Source organism: Microbispora siamensis (assembly GCF_016863095.1).
Taxonomy (GTDB): Bacteria; Actinomycetota; Actinomycetes; order Streptosporangiales; family Streptosporangiaceae; genus Microbispora; species Microbispora siamensis.
The window spans coordinates 92,065-111,757 of sequence record NZ_BOOF01000005.1; the positions used below are offsets into that span (position 1 = coordinate 92,065).

The 19,693-nt window shown below is 71.9% G+C and carries 19 protein-coding genes and 1 riboswitch; of the genes, 11 read left to right on the plus strand and 8 right to left on the minus strand.

Annotation, left to right across the window (positions count from 1 at the left end; all coding sequences use genetic code 11):
* Positions 1 to 189: 189 nt before the first annotated feature.
* The 3 genes from glyA to Msi02_RS06980 all read right to left on the minus strand — a co-directional run bounded on the left by glyA (position 190) and on the right by Msi02_RS06980 (position 4,061).
* The gene (gene glyA / locus Msi02_RS06970) at positions 190 to 1,467 is read right to left on the minus strand and encodes a serine hydroxymethyltransferase (protein WP_444543483.1); all 1,278 of its coding nucleotides are present in this window, start codon (positions 1,465 to 1,467) and stop codon (positions 190 to 192) included.
* 9 nt (positions 1,468 to 1,476) lie between these two features.
* A riboswitch (ZMP/ZTP riboswitch) is annotated at positions 1,477 to 1,578 on the minus strand.
* A gap of 24 nt (positions 1,579 to 1,602) precedes the next feature.
* Positions 1,603 to 3,060 carry a serine/threonine-protein kinase gene (locus tag Msi02_RS06975; RefSeq protein ID WP_204047594.1) on the minus strand — a complete coding sequence of 486 codons (1,458 nt, stop codon included), beginning with the start codon at positions 3,058 to 3,060 and terminating at the stop codon, positions 1,603 to 1,605.
* A gap of 32 nt (positions 3,061 to 3,092) precedes the next feature.
* Complete coding sequence (locus Msi02_RS06980; RefSeq protein WP_239108191.1) at positions 3,093 to 4,061, minus strand: YihY/virulence factor BrkB family protein; 969 nt, start codon at positions 4,059 to 4,061, stop codon at positions 3,093 to 3,095.
* A 402-nt stretch (positions 4,062 to 4,463) separates the two neighbouring features.
* On the opposite strand from Msi02_RS06980, the gene Msi02_RS44445 reads away from it, so the two are divergent.
* The 5 genes from Msi02_RS44445 (at position 4,464) to Msi02_RS07000 (ending at position 8,181) form a co-directional block, all read left to right on the plus strand.
* Positions 4,464 to 4,547: a putative leader peptide gene (locus tag Msi02_RS44445; RefSeq protein WP_357054749.1), complete on the plus strand. Its 84-nt coding sequence runs from the start codon at positions 4,464 to 4,466 to the stop codon at positions 4,545 to 4,547.
* 147 nt (positions 4,548 to 4,694) lie between these two features.
* Positions 4,695 to 6,377, plus strand: a complete 1,683-nt coding sequence (locus tag Msi02_RS06985) for a nitrite/sulfite reductase (RefSeq protein WP_204047595.1) — start codon at positions 4,695 to 4,697, stop codon at positions 6,375 to 6,377.
* Between the two features lie 115 nt (positions 6,378 to 6,492).
* Positions 6,493 to 6,648: an Insertion element protein gene (locus Msi02_RS06990; protein WP_142563833.1), complete on the plus strand. Its 156-nt coding sequence runs from the start codon at positions 6,493 to 6,495 to the stop codon at positions 6,646 to 6,648.
* Between the two features lie 61 nt (positions 6,649 to 6,709).
* The gene (locus Msi02_RS06995; protein WP_204047596.1) at positions 6,710 to 7,438 is read left to right on the plus strand and encodes a phosphoadenylyl-sulfate reductase; all 729 of its coding nucleotides are present in this window, start codon (positions 6,710 to 6,712) and stop codon (positions 7,436 to 7,438) included.
* Positions 7,435 to 8,181, plus strand: a complete 747-nt coding sequence (locus Msi02_RS07000; RefSeq protein WP_204047597.1) for a sirohydrochlorin chelatase — start codon at positions 7,435 to 7,437, stop codon at positions 8,179 to 8,181. The genes Msi02_RS06995 and Msi02_RS07000 overlap by 4 nt, the downstream gene beginning before the upstream one ends.
* Before the next feature lies 1 nt (position 8,182).
* On the opposite strand, the gene Msi02_RS07005 is transcribed toward Msi02_RS07000, so the two are convergent.
* The 3 genes from Msi02_RS07005 to Msi02_RS07015 form a co-directional block, all read right to left on the minus strand.
* Positions 8,183 to 8,965, minus strand: coding sequence for a hypothetical protein (locus Msi02_RS07005; protein WP_204047598.1), 783 nt, complete (start codon positions 8,963 to 8,965; stop codon positions 8,183 to 8,185).
* 1 nt (position 8,966) lies between these two features.
* Positions 8,967 to 9,464 carry a SigE family RNA polymerase sigma factor gene (locus Msi02_RS07010; RefSeq protein WP_204047599.1) on the minus strand — a complete coding sequence of 166 codons (498 nt, stop codon included), beginning with the start codon at positions 9,462 to 9,464 and terminating at the stop codon, positions 8,967 to 8,969.
* A gap of 135 nt (positions 9,465 to 9,599) precedes the next feature.
* On the minus strand, positions 9,600 to 10,289 hold the full coding sequence (locus Msi02_RS07015; RefSeq protein WP_204047600.1) for a DUF1707 SHOCT-like domain-containing protein: 690 nt from the start codon (positions 10,287 to 10,289) through the stop codon (positions 9,600 to 9,602).
* 121 nt (positions 10,290 to 10,410) lie between these two features.
* Here Msi02_RS07015 and Msi02_RS07020 point away from each other — a divergent pair, with 121 nt between their 5' ends.
* The 6 genes from Msi02_RS07020 (at position 10,411) to Msi02_RS07045 (ending at position 17,792) form a co-directional block, all read left to right on the plus strand.
* Positions 10,411 to 11,934 (plus strand): ankyrin repeat domain-containing protein, encoded by a 1,524-nt coding sequence (locus Msi02_RS07020; protein WP_239108192.1) that lies wholly within the window; start codon positions 10,411 to 10,413, stop codon positions 11,932 to 11,934.
* A 75-nt stretch (positions 11,935 to 12,009) separates the two neighbouring features.
* Entirely contained in the window at positions 12,010 to 13,656 is a 1,647-nt protein-coding gene (locus tag Msi02_RS07025) for an isovaleryl-CoA dehydrogenase (RefSeq protein ID WP_204047601.1), read from the plus strand.
* A 92-nt stretch (positions 13,657 to 13,748) separates the two neighbouring features.
* The gene (locus tag Msi02_RS07030) at positions 13,749 to 14,177 is read left to right on the plus strand and encodes an OsmC family protein (protein WP_079314144.1); all 429 of its coding nucleotides are present in this window, start codon (positions 13,749 to 13,751) and stop codon (positions 14,175 to 14,177) included.
* Between the two features lie 113 nt (positions 14,178 to 14,290).
* Positions 14,291 to 16,411 (plus strand): glycogen debranching protein GlgX, encoded by a 2,121-nt coding sequence (gene glgX / locus Msi02_RS07035; protein WP_204047602.1) that lies wholly within the window; start codon positions 14,291 to 14,293, stop codon positions 16,409 to 16,411.
* Between the two features lie 314 nt (positions 16,412 to 16,725).
* Positions 16,726 to 17,487: an AzlC family ABC transporter permease gene (locus tag Msi02_RS44255; protein ID WP_308441784.1), complete on the plus strand. Its 762-nt coding sequence runs from the start codon at positions 16,726 to 16,728 to the stop codon at positions 17,485 to 17,487.
* Positions 17,484 to 17,792, plus strand: coding sequence for an AzlD domain-containing protein (locus Msi02_RS07045; RefSeq protein WP_204047816.1), 309 nt, complete (start codon positions 17,484 to 17,486; stop codon positions 17,790 to 17,792). The genes Msi02_RS44255 and Msi02_RS07045 overlap by 4 nt, the downstream gene beginning before the upstream one ends.
* Positions 17,793 to 17,820: 28 nt before the next feature.
* Here Msi02_RS07045 and Msi02_RS07050 read toward each other — a convergent pair whose 3' ends face one another.
* Positions 17,821 to 18,930, minus strand: a complete 1,110-nt coding sequence (locus Msi02_RS07050) for an ATP-dependent DNA ligase (protein ID WP_239108193.1) — start codon at positions 18,928 to 18,930, stop codon at positions 17,821 to 17,823.
* Positions 18,914 to 19,651, minus strand: a complete 738-nt coding sequence (locus tag Msi02_RS07055) for a pyrimidine reductase family protein (RefSeq protein WP_204047603.1) — start codon at positions 19,649 to 19,651, stop codon at positions 18,914 to 18,916. The genes Msi02_RS07050 and Msi02_RS07055 overlap by 17 nt, the downstream gene beginning before the upstream one ends.
* Positions 19,652 to 19,693: the final 42 nt, after the last annotated feature.

Genomic DNA, 19,693 nt, shown 5'->3' on the forward strand with positions numbered 1-19,693 from the left:
CGCATAGTCCTCACCTCCCTGTCCTGGCCGCCCGGTGGCGGCGACGGGAGAACGCTAGCAGCACCCCCGCGGCCCCGCGCAACCGAATAAATCCACCCTCGTCCACGCCGTGCGGAATCACAGGTGACACGACGACGGCTCCCCGCGACTCGTGAGGCCGCGGGGAGCCGTCGCTCGTCGCTTCCGGAATCAGGACAGGCCGGGCGCGGGGAACCGGCTCGTCAACTCGGTGACCTCGCCGTGCACCCGGGTGATCACGTCCTCCGCGTCGCCCTTGGCCACGGCGGTGACGACCTCGTCCATCCACGCGGCGATCTGGCGCATCTCGGCCTCGCCCATCCCGCGCGAGGTGACCGACGGCGTGCCGATGCGGATGCCCGACGGGTCGAACGGCTTGCGCGGGTCGAAGGGCACGGTGTTGTAGTTGGTCTCCAGGCCCGCCCGGTCGAGGGCCTGCGCCGCCGGCTTGCCCCCGACGCCCTTGGACGTGAGGTCCATCAGGATCAGGTGGTTGTCGGTGCCGCCGGAGACCAGGTCGAACCCGCGGGCGAGCAGCTCGTCGGCGAGCGCCTGGGCGTTCTTCACGATCTGCGCGGCGTAGGTCCTGAACTCCGGCTGGGCGGCCTCGTGCAGGGCGACGGCGATGGCGGCGGTGGTGTGGTTGTGCGGGCCGCCCTGCAGTCCGGGGAACACGGCCTTGTCGAGCGCCTTGCCGACCTCTTCGGAGTTCGCCATGAGCATCGCGCCGCGCGGGCCGCGCAGGGTCTTGTGGGTGGTCGTGGAGATCACGTCCGCGTGCCCGACCGGCGAGGGGTGGGCGCCACCGGCGACGAGGCCCGCGATGTGGGCGATGTCGGCCGCCAGCACCGCGCCGACCTCCCTGGCGATCTCGGCGAAGGCCGGGAAGTCGATCGTGCGCGGGATCGCGGTGCCGCCGCAGAAGATCAGCTTGGGCCGGTGCTCCAACGCCAGCGTGCGCACCTCGTCCATGTCGATGCGGCCGGTGTCGCGGCGCACGCCGTACCGGACCGAGTTGAACCACTTGCCGGTGGCGGACACCGACCAGCCGTGGGTGAGGTGGCCGCCGAACGGCAGGCCCATGCCGAGCACGGTGTCGCCGGGGTTCAGGAACGCCAGGTAGATCGCAAGGTTGGCGGGCGAGCCGGAGTAGGGCTGGACGTTGGCGTGGCTCACGCCGAAGACCGACTTGGCCCGCTCGATCGCCAGCGTCTCGATCTTGTCGATGACCTGCTGGCCCTCGTAGTAGCGCTTGCCCGGGTAGCCCTCGGAGTACTTGTTGGTGAGAACGGTCCCGGTCGCCTCCAGGACGGCCCTGGACACGTAGTTCTCGGACGCGATCAGCTTGACGGTGTCGGCCTGCCGCCGCTCCTCCGCCCTGATCAGTTCGGCGATCTCGGGATCGACGGCGTTCAGCGAGTTCTCAGCCATGGCGCCTTCCTTCTCCACGTCGACGGCGGCGGCGACCCAGGCGCACGGCCTCCGCGAATTCGCTCCCCGGTGGTGCCCCACCTAGTGACGCGCCACAGGAGCACGTCAGCGCCAGTCGCGACGTCCCCACTTTATCGGAGCGGGACGACCCCCTCATTCCGGCGAGACGGGCAGCCCGGCGAAGAGCCCGAACCCGGGAGCGTCGAAACCGATCTCCTCCAGGCCCTCCGGCACATTCGTGTACGTCGCGTAGAGAGGAAGCACGTCACCCGGGTGGAAGAACTGGGTGGGGAGCGCGCTGCACAGGCAGCCGCCGTCCTTGCTCGCGGGCATGAACTTGGATCCGCTCGGCGGATCCACGAGGGCGGCGCCCGACATCTCAGCGCCGAACAGATCCCTCGGCCACCACCGGTTCCCATCCTTAAGGGTGACCGTCAGCTGCACGCTCACGGAGGTCCCCCGCCGCCGCACCGCGTCGATGGCCACGTGGAGCGAGGAACCGTTGAACGTGACGTCCCGGGTCGCCAGCGGGCCCTTCTGCGGTGTCGACCCGCCAAAGGGGCGCAGCGCCAGGACCAGGACCGCGGCGGCCACTACGAGCGCCCCACCCGCCGCCGCGACCGGCACCCACCGGCGGCCACGGCGCCCGCCCGTTCGGCCCGCCCCGGCCTCGTCCGGTGCCGCCCCGCCCGATCCGTCCGCGCCGTCCGGCGCCGTGCCCGCGCGGCGGGTCGGCTCGGCGGAGGTCGCCCAGATGTCGCTGACGATCCTCGTGGCGGCCTCGACCGCCACCTCCTCCCGGCCGAGCAGCCGGTCGAGGAGCCGCTGGGCGCTCGGCCGCCGGGCCGGGTCCTTGTCCAGCGCCTGCTCGACCAGGGCCCGCAGGCGCTCGTCCATCCCCGTCAGGTACGGCACGTGGTGGGCGACCCGGTAGAGGACCTCCGGGGCCGGGCCACTGCCGAACGGCGGCCTGCCGGTGGCGGCGTACGCGACCACGCAGCCCCAGGCGAAGACGTCGGCCGCGGAGGTCACCGGCTCCCCCCGCGCCTGCTCGGGCGACATGTAACTGGGCGTCCCGATCACGGTGCCGGTCCGCTCCGCGAGCGTGTCGGCGAGGTGGGCCACGCCGAAGTCGATCACTCGAGGGCCGAGGGGCGAGAGCAGGATGTTGGACGGCTTGAGGTCGCGGTGCACGATCCCCGCCTCGTGGATGGCCGCGAGGGCCGTCGCGACGCCGACGGCGAGCGCGTCGAGGTTCGAGCCGGACAGCGGGCCCTGCGCGTCGATCACCGACGACAGGTCGGGACCGTCGACGTACTCGGTGACGAGATAGTGCCGGTCGCCGTCCCGCCCGGCGTCGAGGAGCGGCGCGGTGCAGAACCTGGCGACGCGCTTGGCGGCCTCCGCCTCCTTGCGGAACCGGGCCCGGAACTCCTCCTGGGCGGCCAGCTCCGGCCGCATGACCTTGAGCGCCACCTGGCGGCCGGCCGGATCGCGGGCAAGATAGACGATGCCCATCCCGCCCTCCCCCAGGCGGCGTACGGGGACGTAGGGACCGATCGTGCGCCGGTGGGTCGTGGTGGGGTCACCGGTGGAAGGCTGTGCGTCCATCGACGCCATCCTTCCACCGCTATCAGGATGGATCAGTCCTTACCGGACTTGCGGTGATGGTGCTCGTGCCGGGTGGCGCCGCCCAGCGGCCACAGCCGGTCCACCTCCGCGTTCAGCGTCGCCCCGATGAGCACGGCCAGCGCGGTGATGTAGAGCCACAGCAGCACGGCGATCGGCGCCGCGAGCGAGCCGTAGATCGACAGCGGGGTGAACCAGGCCGCCAGCACCTCGCGCAGGAACGCGGCGCACACGATCCAGATCACCAGCGCCAGCACGGCCCCCGGAACCTCGCGCCACCAGCGCGTGCGATGCGGCACGCTCACGTGGTAGAGCAGCGTGAGCATCAGCACCGAGCCGATCACGAGCACGGGCCAGTAGAGGATCGTCACGAGCACGGCGTACCTGGGCAGGGCGGTGGACATCAGGGTGGGCCCGATGACCAGGATCGGCATGACGACCAGCCCGATCAGCAGCGCGGCGAGGTACAGGCCGAACGACAGGACCCGGGTGCGGATGATCCCCCGGGTCTCCCCCAGGCCGTACGCGATGGATATCAGGTCCACGTAGACGAACAGGGCCCGCGAGCCCGACCACAGCGACAGCAGGAAGCCGACGGAGATCAGCGAGACCTGGCCGCCGCTCAGCACGTCGGCGAGCAGCGGCTTGACGACCCGCTGGACGGTGTTGTCGGTGAACAGCAACTCGGACTGGTTCACGACCCAGCGCCTGATCTCGCCGATGGCGGCCGGGCCGAGCAGCCCGCTCAGGTGGCCCATGACGCCGAGCAGCCCGAGCACGAACGGCGGCAGCGACAGCAGCGCGAAGAACGCCGCCTCGCCCGCGAGGCCGGTCACCCGGTAGTTGACGCCCGCCATCGTGGTCGCCTTGACCAGGGCCCAGACGTTCGTCTCGCGCAGCCAGGTGACGCGCGCGCGGGCCAGCGCCATACCCTTGCGCGTGAGGCGCCGCGGCCTGCGCGACGGCGCGTCCGTGGAGGTCATGGCACCCAACCGGTCATGAGAACTGCGCTCTACCCGCTGCCGCGGCGGTTAGTACGTGACCTGCGGGCGGATTGTTCGCCGCCAAGGATAGGGGTCCCGGCGTCCTGCTCGCGAGAACCCCTCACGATCCGTTGCACGTGTACCCGTGTCATCTGTCCGTGACAGAGGGTTAACAATGGAGGCATGATCTGCCCAGCGTGCAGGGAGCACAGGCACGAGGAGTGCCGCGGCGGATCCTGGTGCGACTGCCAGCATCAGGATCCGTCCGAGAGGGAGCACGAGGCCGAGCCGCCGGAGAACTGGGTCCGCAAGGGCTGACGACCCCGCGTCACATTGCCGTCACAATCCCGCATCCTGGACACGAACTTGGACATCCAGGATCTCAGAGGTATCGTTTGGGACATGCCAGCGGACCCGTTGCTCGTCGTGCGACGCCACGTCGATCTCCTGCGTGTCCGTAGCGCGATCTGTATCGACGCCGGCTGACCGTCGCCCTCCGCTGATCCATCCCGGGCGTTCGGCCAGGCGTCTTTTTCGTATGCCCTCACACTCGACGGCGAGGTGAGAGGCCGCCTGCGCCGACGTCCGCCGAAACCCGATCTCAGACCGAGCCTCGGAGAAGGACGTGTGCCCATGAGCACCCCGGCCCGCCCGGCGAACCGCCACCACAAGCGCCCGCGCGGCGAAGGTCAGTGGGCTCTCGGTTACCGTGAGCCGCTGAACAAGAACGAGGAGAACAAGAAGGCCGACGACGGGCTGAACGTCCGCCAGCGGATCATCGACATCTACTCCAAGCGCGGCTTCGACTCGATCGACCCCGCCGACCTGCGCGGCCGTTTCCGCTGGTTCGGCCTGTACACCCAGCGCAAGCCCGGCATTGACGGCGGCAAGACCGCGATCCTGGAGCCCGAGGAGCTGGACGACCGCTACTTCATGCTGCGCGTCCGCATCGACGGCGGCCGGCTCAGCCTTGAGCAGCTCCGGGTGATCGCCGACATCTCCAACGAGTACGCCAGGGGCACCGCCGACGTCACCGACCGCCAGAACATCCAGCTCCACTGGATCGCGATCGAGTCCGTCCCGGACATCTGGCGGCGGCTGGAGGCGGTCGGCCTGTCGACCACCGAGGCGTGCGGCGACACCCCTCGTGTCATTCTCGGCTGCCCTCTGGCCGGGATCGACGCCGACGAGGTGATCGACGGCACGGAACAGATCCGCGAGATCTACGACCGGTACATCGGGGACAAGGCGTTCTCGAACCTGCCGCGCAAGTTCAAGACCGCGGTCAGCGGCTGCCCGGCCCACTGCACGGTCCATGAGATCAACGACGTCGCGTTCGTCGGCGTGGTGAACGAGCAGGGCGAGCGCGGCTTCGACGTCTGGGTGGGCGGCGGCCTGTCGACCAACCCGATGTTCGCCAAGCGGCTCGGCGCGTTCGTCCGGCCCGAGCAGGTCCACGAGGTGTGGGCCGGGGTGGCGGGGATCTTCCGCGACTACGGCTACCGCCGCCTGCGGCACCGGGCGCGGATCAAGTTCCTTGTCAACGACTGGGGCGCGGAGAAGTTCCGCCAGGTCCTCGAGACCGAGTACCTCAAGTACGCCCTGCCGGACGGCCCGGCCCCGCAGACGCCGCGCAGCGGCCGACGCGACCACGTGGGCGTCCACCCGCAGCGGGACGGCAACTTCTACGTCGGCTTCGCCCCCCGGGTGGGCCGGCTGGACGGCGACACCCTGTACCGCATCGCCGACATCGCCGAGCGGCACGGGTCCGCCCGGGTCCACACGACGGTCGAGCAGAAGATGGTCATCCTCGACGTCGCCCCGGACAAGGTGGAGTCGATCGTGTCGGAGCTTGAGGCGGCCGACCTGCGGGTCAACCCGTCCACCTTCCGCCGTCAGACGATGGCCTGCACCGGCATCGAGTACTGCAAGCTCGCGATCGTCGAGACCAAGGCGACCGCGTCGGCACTGATCGACGAGCTGGAGCGGCGCCTGCCGGACTTCGCCGAGCCGCTGACCATCAACGTCAACGGCTGCCCCAACTCCTGCGCCCGCATCCAGGTCGCCGACATCGGCCTGAAGGGCCAGCTCGTGGTCAACGACAAGGGCGAGCAGGTCGAGGGCTACCAGGTCCACCTGGGCGGCTCGGTCGGGCTCAACCCGAGCTTCGGCCGGAAGGTCCGCGGGCTCAAGGCCACAGCCGAGGAGCTGCCCGACTACGTGGAGCGGGTCGTGCGCAACTTCGAGAAGCAGAAGAACGACGGCGAGACCTTCGCCGAGTGGGTCCAGCGCGCCGACGAGGCCGACCTGAAATGAGCACCGAGGGCGCGGTGGCGTCTGGACTGAGGAGCGCGCGGGAGCGAAGCGACCAGAGCGCGACGAGGGAAGCGCCACCGCAAAAGCGCCCGAGGCCAGCGAGCGGAGCGAGCGAATGAGTACCGAGAGGGCCGCGCCGTTCTACTGCCCGTACTGCGGCGAGGAGGACCTGGAGCCCTACGTGACCGAGGAGGAGAGCCACGGATGGTACTGCAGGTCCTGTGCCCGTGCCTTCCGGGTGAAATTCCTCGGCCTCGGCGTGCGTTCGTGATCCCCGAAGGCTTTTCATCCAATCATCCGATGAACCAATGAACGACGTGTGAGGAGTAGCGATGTCGGTGGCGGAGATAGAGGCAGGGCTGGAGCGACAGCGGGTGACGCTGGACCTTCAGGGCATTGTGGAGTCCGCGGCGCGCTTCCTTGAGGACGCGCCCGCCCGGGAGATCATCCGGTGGGCCGCGGCCACCTTCGGCGACCGTCTCTGTCTCACCTCGTCGATGAGCGACGCCCTGCTGATCGACCTGGTCAGCAGGGTCAAGCCCGGCGTCGACGTGCTGTTCATCGACACCGGCTACCACTTCGCCGAGACCATCGGCACGCGGGACGCGGTCGAGGCGGTCTACCAGGTCAACGTGATCAACGTGAAGCCGTCAAGGACCGTCGAGGAGCAGGACCGCGACCTGGGGCCGCGCCTGTACGGGCGCAACCCCGACCTGTGCTGCTACCTGCGCAAGGTCGAGCCGCTGAACCGGGCGCTCGAGCCGTACCTCGCCTGGGTGTCGGGCATCCGCCGCGACGAGTCGCCCACCAGGGCGAACACCAAGGTCGTGGAGTGGGACGCCAAGCGGCAGATGGTGAAGATCAACCCCATCGCCCGGTGGACCCAGGAGGACGTCGACAACTACATCGCCGACAACGGCGTCCTGATCAACCCGCTGCACTACGACGACTACCCCTCGATCGGCTGCGCTCCCTGCACCCGCCGGGTGGCGCCGGGCGAGGACCCGCGCAGCGGCCGCTGGTCCGGCCTCGGCAAGATCGAGTGCGGCATCCACCTGTGACGACCGTCCCGCACGCAGGCGCGCCGCTGATCGCGGTGGCGCACGGGTCCCGCGACCCGCGCGCCGCCGCGACCGTGGAGGCGCTGCTCGACGGCGTACGGCGGGCACGGCCCGGCCTGGACGTCCGCGCCGCCTATCTCGACCACGCCACGCCGTCGCTGCCGCAGGCGCTGTCGGGGCTGGACGAGGCCGTCGTGCTCCCCCTGCTGCTCACCGCCGCCTACCACAGCCGGGTGGACATCCCGGCGGCGCTGCGGGAGGCGGCCGGCCGCACGCCGCTGCTGCGGGCCGTCTGCGGCCCCACGCTCGGCCCGCACCCGCTGCTCGTCCGGGCCCTCGAACGCCGCCTCGCCGAGGCCGGTGTGGAGATCGGCGACCCGGATACGGCCGTGGTGCTCGTCTCGGCCGGGTCCAGCGACCGCCGGGCGAACGCGACGATCGCCGCCGTCGCCCGCGAGTGGACACGCACCCGCCCCTGGTGGTCGGTCACCGCCGCCTACGCCTCGGCCGCCGCGCCCACGCCCCGGGACGAGGTCGTACGGCTGACGCGCGCGGGCGCCCCGAAGGTCGTGGTGGCGCCTTACCTGCTGGCCCCCGGCTACTTCGCCGACGCCGTGGAGCGCGACACCCTGGAGGCCGGGGCGCACGCCGTGGCAGGCGTCCTCGGCCCAGCCCCCGAACTGGCCGCTCTCCTGCTCGAACGCCACGCCCAGGCCGTACGCGCCGCCTCCGCGGCCGCCTGACCTACTCGGCGGGAGACGACGGCCGGTCGCAGGCCGACGAAAGGATCTCCTGCCCGTTCGGCCTGCGGATCACGATGTCCCTGTCACAGTTGATGGGCGTCGGCGCCACGGCCAGCAGCCACGCCTCCCGGATCGTCACCCTGGCGCGGGTGCGATACTCGCCGGTCTCGCCGACGACCCGCTCGGCCTCCTGCTCGCCGAGCGCGGGAATCGGCGCACCCGGGTCGCGGTCCGCCGCCACCCGCTGGACCGGCACCAGCGCGACGTCCACCTCGTTGGGTCCCTTCAGATCCCTGCCGGACTCGTCGATCCACGAGATCAGGTGATCGACCTGGTCGCTCTGGACGCCGCAGACGCCCTGCGTCTCCAGCCGGCCGTTCAGCCAGACGAACGCGTACGACGGCTCGCGGCAGTCGACCTGCACGTTCACCGACTCGCTGATGCTCGTGTAGGGAAACCGCAGGACGCGCCCGCCCGTCTCGATCTCCTTCTGGAGGAACACCCGCTGCCCCGCGAGGTACGACACCCCCGGGGTCAGCGAAGGGCCGGCCATGGCGGCTGCGGTCCCCGGGCCGTCGTCGGGTGCGATCGTGACCGTACGCGGCGCGGTCGCCACCATCACCGCGGCGGCCACGCCGGCGGCCAGCACCGCCCCCGCGGCGCCGCGACGGCGCCGGATGCGCCGCACCCGCCGGTCGACGTCGGCCAGGGTGACGCCCGCGCCGTTCACTACGGAGGCGTCCCGGGCGAGCAGGTCACGCAGATCGTCGTCGGTCATCGTCATGTCAGCCCTCCAGGCTCATCGCGGAGCGGGCGGCGGAATCGACGCGCAGCCTGGCCAGAGCCCTGCTCACCTGGCTCCGCACGGTGGCGACCGAGCAGCCGAGGATCTCCGCGATCTGGGCGTCACCCAGGTCGGCGAAGTACCGCAGCACGATCACGGCACGCTGCTTCGGCGGCAGGCAGGTGAGGGCCTGCCGTACGGCCTCGCGGGAGCCGAGCAGGTCGGCGGAGTCGCCGACGGCCGGTTCCGGCAGCACGTCGGTCGGCTGCTCACCCCGCCAGCGCCTGCGCCACCAGGAGGCGTGGGTATTGGCCAGGATGCGGTAGACGTACGGGTCGGGGTTCTCGCCGACCCTGCGCCAGGCCAGCCACGCCTTGGCCAGCGCCGTCTGGAGCAGGTCCTCGGCGGTGGCCCAGTCGCGGCAGAGCAGGTAGGCCGTCCGCAGCAGTCGGTCCGAGCGCTGCTCCACGTAGCGCTCGAAGTCGGCCCGGTCGCGCATGTGCGGCCCCCAGGTTCTCGGTGATCCCTCGGTGAACGGTCACCGATGACTACGCCCTGGGAGCGTCCCTCCGTTGCCTCGCACGGCCATCCCGTTCACGAAAGGGTGGTGCGGGCCGGATCGGTACGGCTGGGATCAGTGCAGGCCGTGGTGGCGGCGGTCCGGGACCTCGTATCCGCCGTAGCCCGGCCGCCGGCGGCGCTCCTGCCACCACTCGCTCCAGGCGAACCAGCCGCGCTTGATCGGCTCGGCCCGGGAGTCGCCGATGATCTTCACGTCGCCCATCAGCACGTACGCCGTGATCTTGACGACGGGGGCGGACTGGCCGCGGGGGGCCTCGACCACCTGGACCTTCTTGTCCCCCATGATCGTGATACCGGAGAGCTCGACGTCGACGCCGTCCGGCACGATGATCTTCACGTCGCCCATCACGCACGTGGCGACGATGTCCACCTCACGCCCGCGCACCTCCGCCTGGCGCAGGTCGAGGACCACGTCGCCCATGACGCAGACCGCGCCGATGCCGTCGTCGATCCGCCACGTGCCGGTCCTCTTGGCGTCGCCCATCACCGCCACGATCCACTTGCGCATCCTGCCCTGCGGGGCGGCCGGCACGGCGGGAGCGGAGGAGGGAGCGGGCGCGGCACCCGGCAGGTCGGCGGTGATCTGGGCGAGCTCGCCGTGGGTCTGCGCCAGATAGGCCGCCTCGGTCCGCTCGGTCAGTTCCGCGAGGGTCAGCCGCCCCTCCGCGGACGCCACGCGCAGCCGTTCCACCACGGACTCGCGTTCGGCGTCGGATGCCCGCATACCACCCGGATCGTTCACGCCCTTCACCGTATCCCGGCCGGCCCCGCTCTCCCTCCTCCCTGGGAACGATCCTGGGGAACGATCCTGCGAGACGATCCCTGCGGACGAGGCCGGAACAGGGTTGTGTGAGCATGGAATCGTGACCCGCAGCAGACTGCTGGAGGCGATAGCGGGAGGGGACGTCGCGCGGGTGGCGGCGATGCTGCACCCGGACACCGCCGTGAACCCCGCTCAGGGGACGACGCCGCTCTACCGGGCGGCCGTCGCCGGTCACCACGACATCGTCAGGCTGCTCCTGGAGTACGGCGCCGACCCGGACCAGCCGAGCGGGGGGCACGAGGAGGGCCTTCCGCTCTGCGCGGCGGCGTGCTGGGACCACGCCGAGACCGTGCAGGCGCTGCTCGACGGCGGCGCCGACCCCGACGCGGCGGAGGAGGGCGGCTGGACGGCCCTGCTGTGGGCCGCGGCCAACGGCAACCTGGAGTCGGCCGACATCCTGCTCGACGCCGGGGCCGATCCCGGCCGGGCCGACGACGACGGCGACACCCCGCTGACGCTGGCCACGATCTTCGGGGCGTACGGGATCGTCTGGTCCCTGCTGGAGCACGGCGCCGACCCGTCCGCGCCGGGCTGGGACGGCGCGACCCCGCTGGAGATCGCGGCACGGCTGGCGGCGGTGGATCTCGAAGCCCTGTTGCGCGAGGAGGTCGCGACGAGGGTGGAGGGCGAGCACACGGTGCTGGTGGTCCACGCCTCCGCCGCGGACGGCACCCGACGGGTCACGGTCGAGGCGCGCGGTGCCGACGGCGACTACTCGATCACCCGCCAGCAGGGGCACGCCGCGATCGCGACGGTCCTGGAGGCGGCTCTCGGCCTGCGGCCACCCGCGGACGTGCTGCTCAGGCGCGTGCTGCCCTACCGCGACCTGGACGAGGACGACGAGACGTGGTGGGCGGCCGTGCACGCGCTCCAGTCGCGCCACGACGAGGAGACGTTCCTGGCGCTGGCCCGGCTGTGCGAGAGCGACGACCCGGTGGAGCGGGAGTTCGGCGTCGACGTGCTCGCGCAGTTCGGCCAGGAGGCGGGGCTCGGCAAGGAGGCGGGGGCCGGCCAGGGCGCCGTGTCCCTGGCCGCGGGGCACGCGCCCTACCGGGACCGCGTCCTGGAGATCCTGCGCGACATGGCCCGGCACGAGACCGAGCCCGCGGTCGTCGAGGCGCTCCTGCACGCCTTCGGCCACCAGGCCGACGAACGGGCGCTCCCCGAGGTGCTGAAGATCGTCAACAGCCCGGGCCGGGAGCCGACGGTCCACGATCCCATCGCGCTCGCCGCGGTCCTGCCCCCGGACGACGAGGACGGGCTGAGCACGCTGATCCGGCTGAGCCAGTGCGCCGACGACGAGGTGCGCGACTGGGCCACGATGGGCATCGCCGGGCTGCCCGCCGACACCCCCTCCATCAGGGACGCCCTGGTCACCCGGCTCACGGACCGCGATCTGACCACGGTGGCCGAGGCCGCGCGGGGCCTGGCCGGGCGCGGGGACCGGCGCGCGATCGAGGGCGTCCACCGGGTGCTGTGCGAGGCGCGCGCCGACCAGGACTACGCCCGCGACCTCGCCCTGGAGGCGGCCCAGGAGCTCGGCCTGGAGATCTCGGGCGCCTGACCGGATCTCCGCCCGGTGTTTGTCCCGGCCGCCGGAAATGTTGAGATGGAGTCCCGGCATCGTGGACGTCCCGGTATGGACGAGTCCCGGCATCGACCACAGGAGGACCCAGTGACCCACGACGTGACCAACCAGGTGCCCCCGTTGACCGGCCACGACGTCTCGGCCGACCCGGCGCTGCTGGAGGGGCTCGCCAGGGAGGGGGCGGACTGGGCGACCGGGGAGCTGCGCCAGCTCGGCCTGCTGGCCGGTTCGGCGAAGGCGCAGGAGTGGGGGCGGCTGGCCAACGAGCACCCGCCCGTCCTGCGCACCCACGACCGGTACGGCAACAGGATCGACGAGGTCGAGTTCCACCCGGCCTGGCACGAGCTCATGACGGTCGCGGTCGAGAGCGGCGCGCACGCCGCGCCCTGGACGTCGGCCCGGCCGGGCGCGCACGTCGCCAGGGCCGCCAAGTTCTTCACCTGGTCGCAGGTCGAGGCCGGGCACGGCTGCCCGATCTCCATGACGTACGCCGCCGTGGCCGCGCTGCGGCACTCGCCGTCGCTGCGGGCGGAGTGGGAGCCGCTGCTGGCCTCCCGCACGTACGACTTCGGGCTGCGCCCGCCGCAGGACAAGCGCGGCGTGCTGGCCGGGATGGCCATGACCGAGAAGCAGGGCGGCTCCGACGTGCGGGCCAACACCACCAGGGCGGAGCCGCTGGGCGACGGGAGCTTCGCCCTGACCGGCCACAAGTGGTTCAACTCCGCCCCGATGTGCGACGTGTTCCTGGTGCTGGCCCAGGCCCCGGGCGGGCTGTCGTGCTTCCTGCTCCCCCGCGTGCTGCCCGACGGCACCCGCAACGCGGTGCGCCTGATGCGGCTGAAGGACAAGCTCGGCAACCGGTCGAACGCCTCGGCCGAGGTCGAGTACGAGGGCGCGGTCGCCTACCTCGTCGGCGAGGAGGGCCGGGGCGTCCGGACGATCATCGAGATGGTGAACATGACCAGGCTCGACTGCGTGATCGGCTCGGCCGCCGGCATGCGGTACGGCCTGACGCAGGCGCTCCACCACGCCCGCCACCGCAGGGCGTTCGGCCGGACGCTGGCCGAGCAGCCGCTGATGCGCTCGGTGCTCGCCGACCTGGCGCTGGAGTCCGAGGCGGCGACCACGCTCATGATGCGCCTGGCCGGGGCGACCGACCGGGCCGTCGGGGGCGACGCGGCCGAGGGCCTGTTCCGCCGGGCCGCCCTCGCCGCCGGCAAGTACTGGGTGTGCAAGCGGGCGCCGGTCCACGCGGCCGAGGCGCTGGAGTGCCTCGGCGGCAACGGGTACGTCGAGGAGTCGCAGATGCCCCGGCTGTTCCGGGAGTCGCCGCTGAACGGCATCTGGGAGGGCTCGGGCAACGTGGCCGCCCTCGACCTGATGCGCGTCATGGCCAGGGAGCCCGAGGCGGTCGAGGCGTTCTTCGCCGAGGTGGCGCTGGCCCAGGACACGAGGGTCGCCGACGCGGCCGAGCGGGTGCTGAAGAGGCTCGCCTCGGCGGGAGAGGCCGACGCGCGCCGGGTGGCCGAGGAGATGACGCTGGTTCTCCAGGCGTCCCTGCTCGTACGGCACGCCCCCGCCGCGGTGGCCGACGCGTTCTGCGCGTCGCGCCTGTCCGGCGACTGGGGGCGCGCCTTCGGCACGCTGCCCTCCGGACTCGACCTGGAGGCGATCCTGGACCGCGCGGCGCCGGCGTGAGCCGACCGGCCATGCCGGTGAGCCCATCGCGTCGGCGGCGGCGTTAAGGTCGCTGCTGACGGATTAAGACTCGCTAGTGAAGGGAAGTCGCCATGGCGACCACTCGTACCGCGACGACGCAGTGGAAGGGCGCGCTGCTCGACGGTTCGGGCACCGTTTCGCTCGACTCCTCCGGGGTCGGCACCTTCGACGTCTCCTGGCCCTCGCGGGCGGAGGAGGCCAACGGCAAGACGAGCCCGGAGGAGCTGATCGCCGCCGCCCACTCCTCGTGCTTCTCGATGGCCCTGTCCAACGGCCTCGCCAAGGCCGGCACGCCGCCGCAGTCGCTGGAGACCCGGGCGGACGTGACGTTCCAGCCGGGTGAGGGCATCACCGGCATCGTGATCTCCGTCCGCGGACAGGTGCCCGGCATCTCGGCCGAGGACTTCCAGCAGGCCGCCGAGACGGCCAAGGCGAACTGCCCGGTGAGCAAGGCGCTCGCCGGCACGACGATCACCCTCAACGCCGAACTCGTCGGCTGAGCACCAGCGGGAGCCCCCGCCGGACCGATCCGGCGGGGGCTCCCGCGTTCCCGTACGAGAGTAGGGGTCCTCGCGGGTGCACGATTCGCCCGGGCAGTGGAGAATGAGGTTACATGCGCGAGGTTTGGCCTGGAGAGCCCTACCCGCTCGGCGCCACCTGGGATGGTGTGGGCACCAACTTCTCGGTGTTCTCGGAGGTGGCCGAGCGGGTCGAGCTGTGCCTGTACGACGACAGAGGCGGGGAGACCCGCGTCGACCTGCCTGAGGTCGACGGGTTCGTCTGGCACGGCTACGTGCCGGGGATCATGCCCGGTCAGCGATACGGCTTTCGCGTGCACGGGCCCTACCGGCCCGACCACGGGCACCGGTGCAATCCGTCCAAGCTGCTGCTCGATCCGTACGCCAAGGCGATCGAGGGCTCGGTGCGGTGGAACGAGTCGCTGTTCTCCTACCACTTCGCCGACCCCGCCCGGCTCAACACGGACGACTCCGCGCCGTACATGCCGAAGAACGTGGTCGTGAACCCGTTCTTCGAGTGGGGCAACGACCGGCCGCCCCGCACGCCGTACCACGAGACGGTGATCTACGAGGCGCACGTACGCGGCCTGACCATGCGCCATCCCGCCGTCCCCGAGGAGCAGCGGGGCACCTACGCGGGGCTCGCCCACCCGGCCGTGATCGACCACCTCCAGTCGATCGGCGTGACGGCGGTCGAACTCATGCCCGTCCACCAGTTCGTGCCGGAGCACTTCCTGGTCGCCCGGGGGCTGACCAACTACTGGGGCTACAACACGATCGCCTACATGGCGCCGCACAACGCGTACGCCAGTTCCGGGCAGCGCGGCGAGCAGGTCCAGGAGTTCAAGGCGATGGTGCGCACCCTGCACGAGGCGGGCATCGAGGTGATCCTCGACGTCGTCTACAACCACACGGCCGAGGGCGACCACATGGGTCCCACGCTGGGCTTCCGGGGCATCGACAACGTCGCCTACTATCGCCTGCGCGAGGAGGACCGCCGCTACTACCTCGACTACACCGGGTGCGGCAACTCGCTCAACGTTCGCTCGCCCCACGCGCTTCAGCTGATCATGGATTCGCTGCGCTACTGGGTGCTCGACATGCACGTGGACGGCTTCCGCTTCGACCTCGCGGCCGCGCTGGCGCGGGAACTGCACGACGTCGACCGGCTGAGCGCGTTCTTCGACCTCATCCAGCAGGACCCGGTGATCTCGCAGGTCAAGCTCATCGCCGAGCCGTGGGACGTCGGCCCGGGCGGCTACCAGGTCGGGAACTTCCCGCCGTTGTGGACCGAGTGGAACGGCAAATACCGCGACTCCGTGCGGGACTTCTGGCGCGGGGCCTCCCAGACACTGCCCGAGTTCGCCTCGCGCCTGGCCGGGTCGAGCGACCTGTATGCCAGCAGCGGCCGCCGTCCGGTCGCCTCGATCAACTTCGTGACCGCCCACGACGGCTTCACCCTCACCGATCTCGTGTCGTACGACCACAAGCACAACGAGGCCAACGGCGAGGGCAACCGTGACGGCACGGACGACAACCGCTCCTGGAACTGCGGCGCCGAGGGCCCGGTGGAGGATCCCGGCATCGTACGGCTGCGCCGTCGGCAGCGGCGCAACCTCCTCACCACGCTGTTCGTGTCCCAGGGCGTGCCGATGCTGCTGGCCGGCGACGAGTTCGGCCGCACCCAGCACGGCAACAACAACGCCTACTGCCAGGACAACGACATCTCCTGGATCGACTGGTCGCTGATCCGGCAGGAGGGCGACCTGCTCGAGTTCGTCCGCCGCCTGGCCGCGTTACGGCGGGCGCATCCCGTCTTCCGGCGGCGCCGGTTCTTCCAGGGCCGCACGGTCGGGGACGGCAGCAGGGACGTCATCTGGCTCACGCCGTCCGGCACGGAGATGACCGACGGCGACTGGCACACGGGCTACGCGAAGTCGCTGGCGGTGTACGTCAACGGCGACGCGATCAGCGAGCCCGGCCCGCGCGGCGAGCGGATCAGGGACGAGACGTTCCTGCTGCTGATCAACGCCCACCACGAGAACCTGACGTTCGCCCTCCCCGGGCCGGAGCTGGGGGCCGCCTGGCGTCCCGTCCTCGACACCGCCGAGGAGGACGTCCGCGACGACCCGTACGCCGAGGAGATCCTGCCCGCCGGGGCCAAGGTCTGCCTCGCCGACCGGTCCATGCGGGTCCTGGTCTGCGCCGGCGACTGAGCCAAGCCGTCCCGCTGCCGCCCTGGGCCCGCCGGAAGGCCGGGGCGCGGCCGGGCACGCATCAGGCGGACCTGCGTGCCGTGCGGGTCGGCGGCGAGAACTCGGCCGACTTACCCCCATAGGGGACATTCCTGCACACTTCGTTACCCTCGGGCGGGTGACCACGACACCAGTGCAGGCCGGCCTGCCGCCGAAGCCCCGGGCGGCGGTCGTGCGGGACGCCCTCGGAGTCGGCACGGCCGTCGGCCTGTCGGGCTTCGCGTTCGGCGTCACCTCGGCGGGTGCGGGGATGAGGGAGCGTCGTCCAGACCTGCGTGCTGTCGCTGTTCGTGTTCACCGGGGCGTCCCAGTTCGCTCTGGTGGGCGCGCTCGGCGGCGGCGGGAACCCGCTCGCCGCCGCGGCCGGGGCGCTGCTGCTCGGCGTCCGGAACGCCTTCTACGGGCTGCGGCTGTCGCAGTTGCTCGGGCTCCCCGTCGCGGTCCGCCCGCTCGCCGCGCAGTGGGTGATCGACGAGACCTCCGCCGTGGCCCTGGCCCAGCCCGACCGGCGCCTCGCGCGGCTCGGGTTCACGGTCACCGGGGTCAGCCTGTACGCCGGATGGAACGTCACCACGTTCCTGGGCGCGCTGGGCGCCTCCGCGCTCGGCGATCCGGCGGCCTGGGGGCTCGACGCCGCCGGCCCGGCCGTCTTCCTCGCCCTGCTCCTGCCCATGCTCCGGGCCCGCTCCTCCTCCACACCCGCCGCCACTCCCCCTGCCGATCCTCCCGCCGCTCCCGCTGCCGCTCCTCCCGCCGCTCCCGCTGCCGCTTCTCCCGCTGCTTCTCCCGGGCCGGCCGGTGACAAGGCACGCACGCACGCCGCGCCGCCCGCCACTTCGGCGGGCCGGGCCCCGCTCGTCCGGGCGATCTTCCGGCGTGAGGAGGCGGCGGTGGCGGCGCTGGCCGTCGTGCTCGCCCTCGCCTGCGTGCCGTTCGTGCCCGCGGGCGTGCCGGTGCTGGTGGCCGTGCTCGCCGCGCCCGCCATGCTGGCCGTATCCCGGCTCCTCGCCCGCCGCTCGCCCGGAGGAGGACGCTGATGGTCTGGGTCGCGATCGTCGTCACGGCGGCCGGGTGCTACGCCGTGAAGCTGCTCGGTCTGTCGGTGCCGGCGGCGGTGCTGGAGCGGCCGCTCGTCCGCAGGCTGGCCGCGCTGGTGCCGATCGCGGCGCTGGCGGCGCTGATCGCCCTGCAGACCTTCGCCGACGGCCGCACGCTCGTCGTCGACGCCCGGGCCGCCGGGCTCGCGGCAGCGGCCGTCGCGCTGCTGCTGCGCGCGCCGTTCCTGGTGATCGTCGCGGTCGCCGTCGTCGTCACCGCCGCCGTCCGCGCCCTGACCGGCTGACGGTCAGGCCGGCCGACGGCCTGGCAGGTCAGCGGGCGAGGATCTTGTCGAGGTCGTAGCTCACCGGGCGTTCGAGCTGTTCGTAGGTGCAGGACGCGGGGGTGCGGTCGGGCCGCCAGCGGCGGAACTGGGCGGTGTGCCGGAACCGGTCGCCCTCCATGTGGTCGTAGGCCACCTCGACCACCCGTTCCGGCCGCAGCGGGATGAACGACAGATCCTTCTTGGCGTTCCACCGTGACACGGCGCCGGGCAGGCGCTGGCCCTCGGCGCCGCCCGCCGCGGCCTCGGCCCAGTGGCCCCACGGGTGCTCGCTCAGGTCCTCCAGCCGGTAGGGCGCGAGCTCCTCGACCAGTTCCTCCCGCCGCTTCATCGGGAACGACGCCGCGACGCCGACGTGGTGCAGTCGGCCGTCCGGCGAGTAGAGCCCGAGCAGCAGCGAGCCGACGACCGGCCCCGACTTGTGCTCGCGATAGCCCGCCACCACGCAGTCGGCCGTCCGCTCGTGCTTGACCTTGAACATCACGCGCTTGTCCGGCACGTACGGCTGGTCGCCCGGCTTGACGACGATGCCGTCCAGACCGGCGCCCTCGAACGCGTCGAACCACTCGGCGGCCCGGCCCTCGTCCTGGGTGACCGGCGTGAGCCGTACGGACCGGCCCGCGCCCGCCAGCATCTCCTCCAGCCGGGCCCTGCGCTCCGAGAACGGCGCCTCCATGAGGTCCTCCGTCGCGGTGGCGAGCAGGTCGAAGGCGACGAAGGACGCGGGCGTGTTCTCGGCCAGCAGCCGCACCCGGGACTGCGCGGGGTGGATGCGCTGCTGCAGCGCGTCGAAGTCGAGCGACTGTCCCCTGATCAGCACGATCTCGCCGTCCACGACGCACTTGGGCGGCAGCTCCCGCCTGACGGCCTCGACCAGCTCGGGGAAGTAGCGTGTGAAGGGCCGCTCGTTCCTGCTGCCCAGGAAGACCTCGTCGCCGTCCCGGAAGACGATGCAGCGGAAGCCGTCCCATTTCGGCTCGTAGTAGAGCGTGCCGTCCTGCTTCGGCAGCCCCTTGACGGCCTTGGCGAGCATCGGCGCGATCGGCGGCACGACCGGCAGATCCAGGTCGGGGATCTCCGGCTCAACCGGAAGCTTCATCCTGCGCCTCCCTGATGTATCGGCAGAAGAGGAAGCCGTCCTCCTCGAGCACCTGGGCGAGGGTCAGCGGCGTGTGCGACGCGACGCCGTCCAGTATGCGCGCCGCGTCGCCGCCGACCAGCAGCGGGCTCACGGTCAGCGCCAGCTCGTCGACCAGGCCGGCGGCGGCGAGCTGCGCGTTCACCCGGGGGCCGCCCTCGCACAGGACGCGGCCGAGCCCCCGGTCGCGCAGCTCGCTCACGGCCGTCGCGAGATCGACCCGCTCGTCGCCCGCGACGATCAGGTCGGCCCTCCCTGCCGCCTCCTCGCGGCGGTCCTTCGGCGCCGACTCTGTAGTGATCACGATCGTCCGGGCGTACGGCTCCGCCTCGGTGAACAGCGGGCTGCCGAGGTCGAGGTCGAGGCGGCGGGTGACGACGGCGATGGGCGGCGCCGGGGGCCTGCCCTCCCGCAGCGCCCGCCACGACTCGCGCGGGCGGGCCGGGCGGTATCTCTCCGTGCGGACGGTGGCCGCCCCGGCCAGCACCACATCGGCCAGGCCGCGCAGCAGTCCGAAGATCCGCTTGTCGGCCCGGCCGGACAGGCCCTCCGAGTGGCCCTCGACCCAGGCCGCGCCGTCGGCGCTGGCCACCATGTTGAGGCGCAGCCAGTGGTCGCGCGGGTAGGCGTAGGCGGCGGGGATGTCCGGCTCGTCCTCGGTGAAGGGGTGGATGCGGCGCACGCTTCCTACAGTGGCACACGAGAGAACCCGACGCAGTGAGCG

Bases quoted from the DNA above. Each gene is read 5' to 3' on its own strand.
- Msi02_RS07010 (WP_204047599.1), bottom strand. From the start codon at position 9,464: ATGCGCGACCGGGCCGACTTCGAGCGCTACGTGGAGCAGCGCTCGGAC.
- Msi02_RS06995 (WP_204047596.1), top strand. From the start codon at position 6,710: ATGTCGGTGGCGGAGATAGAGGCAGGGCTGGAGCGACAGCGGGTGACG.
- Msi02_RS07050 (WP_239108193.1), bottom strand. From the start codon at position 18,930: ATGAAGCTTCCGGTTGAGCCGGAGATCCCCGACCTGGATCTGCCGGTC.
- Msi02_RS44445 (WP_357054749.1), top strand. From the start codon at position 4,464: ATGCCAGCGGACCCGTTGCTCGTCGTGCGACGCCACGTCGATCTCCTG.
- Msi02_RS07030 (WP_079314144.1), top strand. From the start codon at position 13,749: ATGGCGACCACTCGTACCGCGACGACGCAGTGGAAGGGCGCGCTGCTC.
- glgX (WP_204047602.1), top strand. From the start codon at position 14,291: ATGCGCGAGGTTTGGCCTGGAGAGCCCTACCCGCTCGGCGCCACCTGG.
- Msi02_RS07005 (WP_204047598.1), bottom strand. From the start codon at position 8,965: ATGACGATGACCGACGACGATCTGCGTGACCTGCTCGCCCGGGACGCC.
- Msi02_RS07025 (WP_204047601.1), top strand. From the start codon at position 12,010: ATGGACGAGTCCCGGCATCGACCACAGGAGGACCCAGTGACCCACGAC.
- Msi02_RS06990 (WP_142563833.1), top strand. From the start codon at position 6,493: ATGAGTACCGAGAGGGCCGCGCCGTTCTACTGCCCGTACTGCGGCGAG.
- Msi02_RS06975 (WP_204047594.1), bottom strand. From the start codon at position 3,060: ATGGACGCACAGCCTTCCACCGGTGACCCCACCACGACCCACCGGCGC.
- Msi02_RS06980 (WP_239108191.1), bottom strand. From the start codon at position 4,061: ATGACCTCCACGGACGCGCCGTCGCGCAGGCCGCGGCGCCTCACGCGC.
- Msi02_RS06985 (WP_204047595.1), top strand. From the start codon at position 4,695: ATGAGCACCCCGGCCCGCCCGGCGAACCGCCACCACAAGCGCCCGCGC.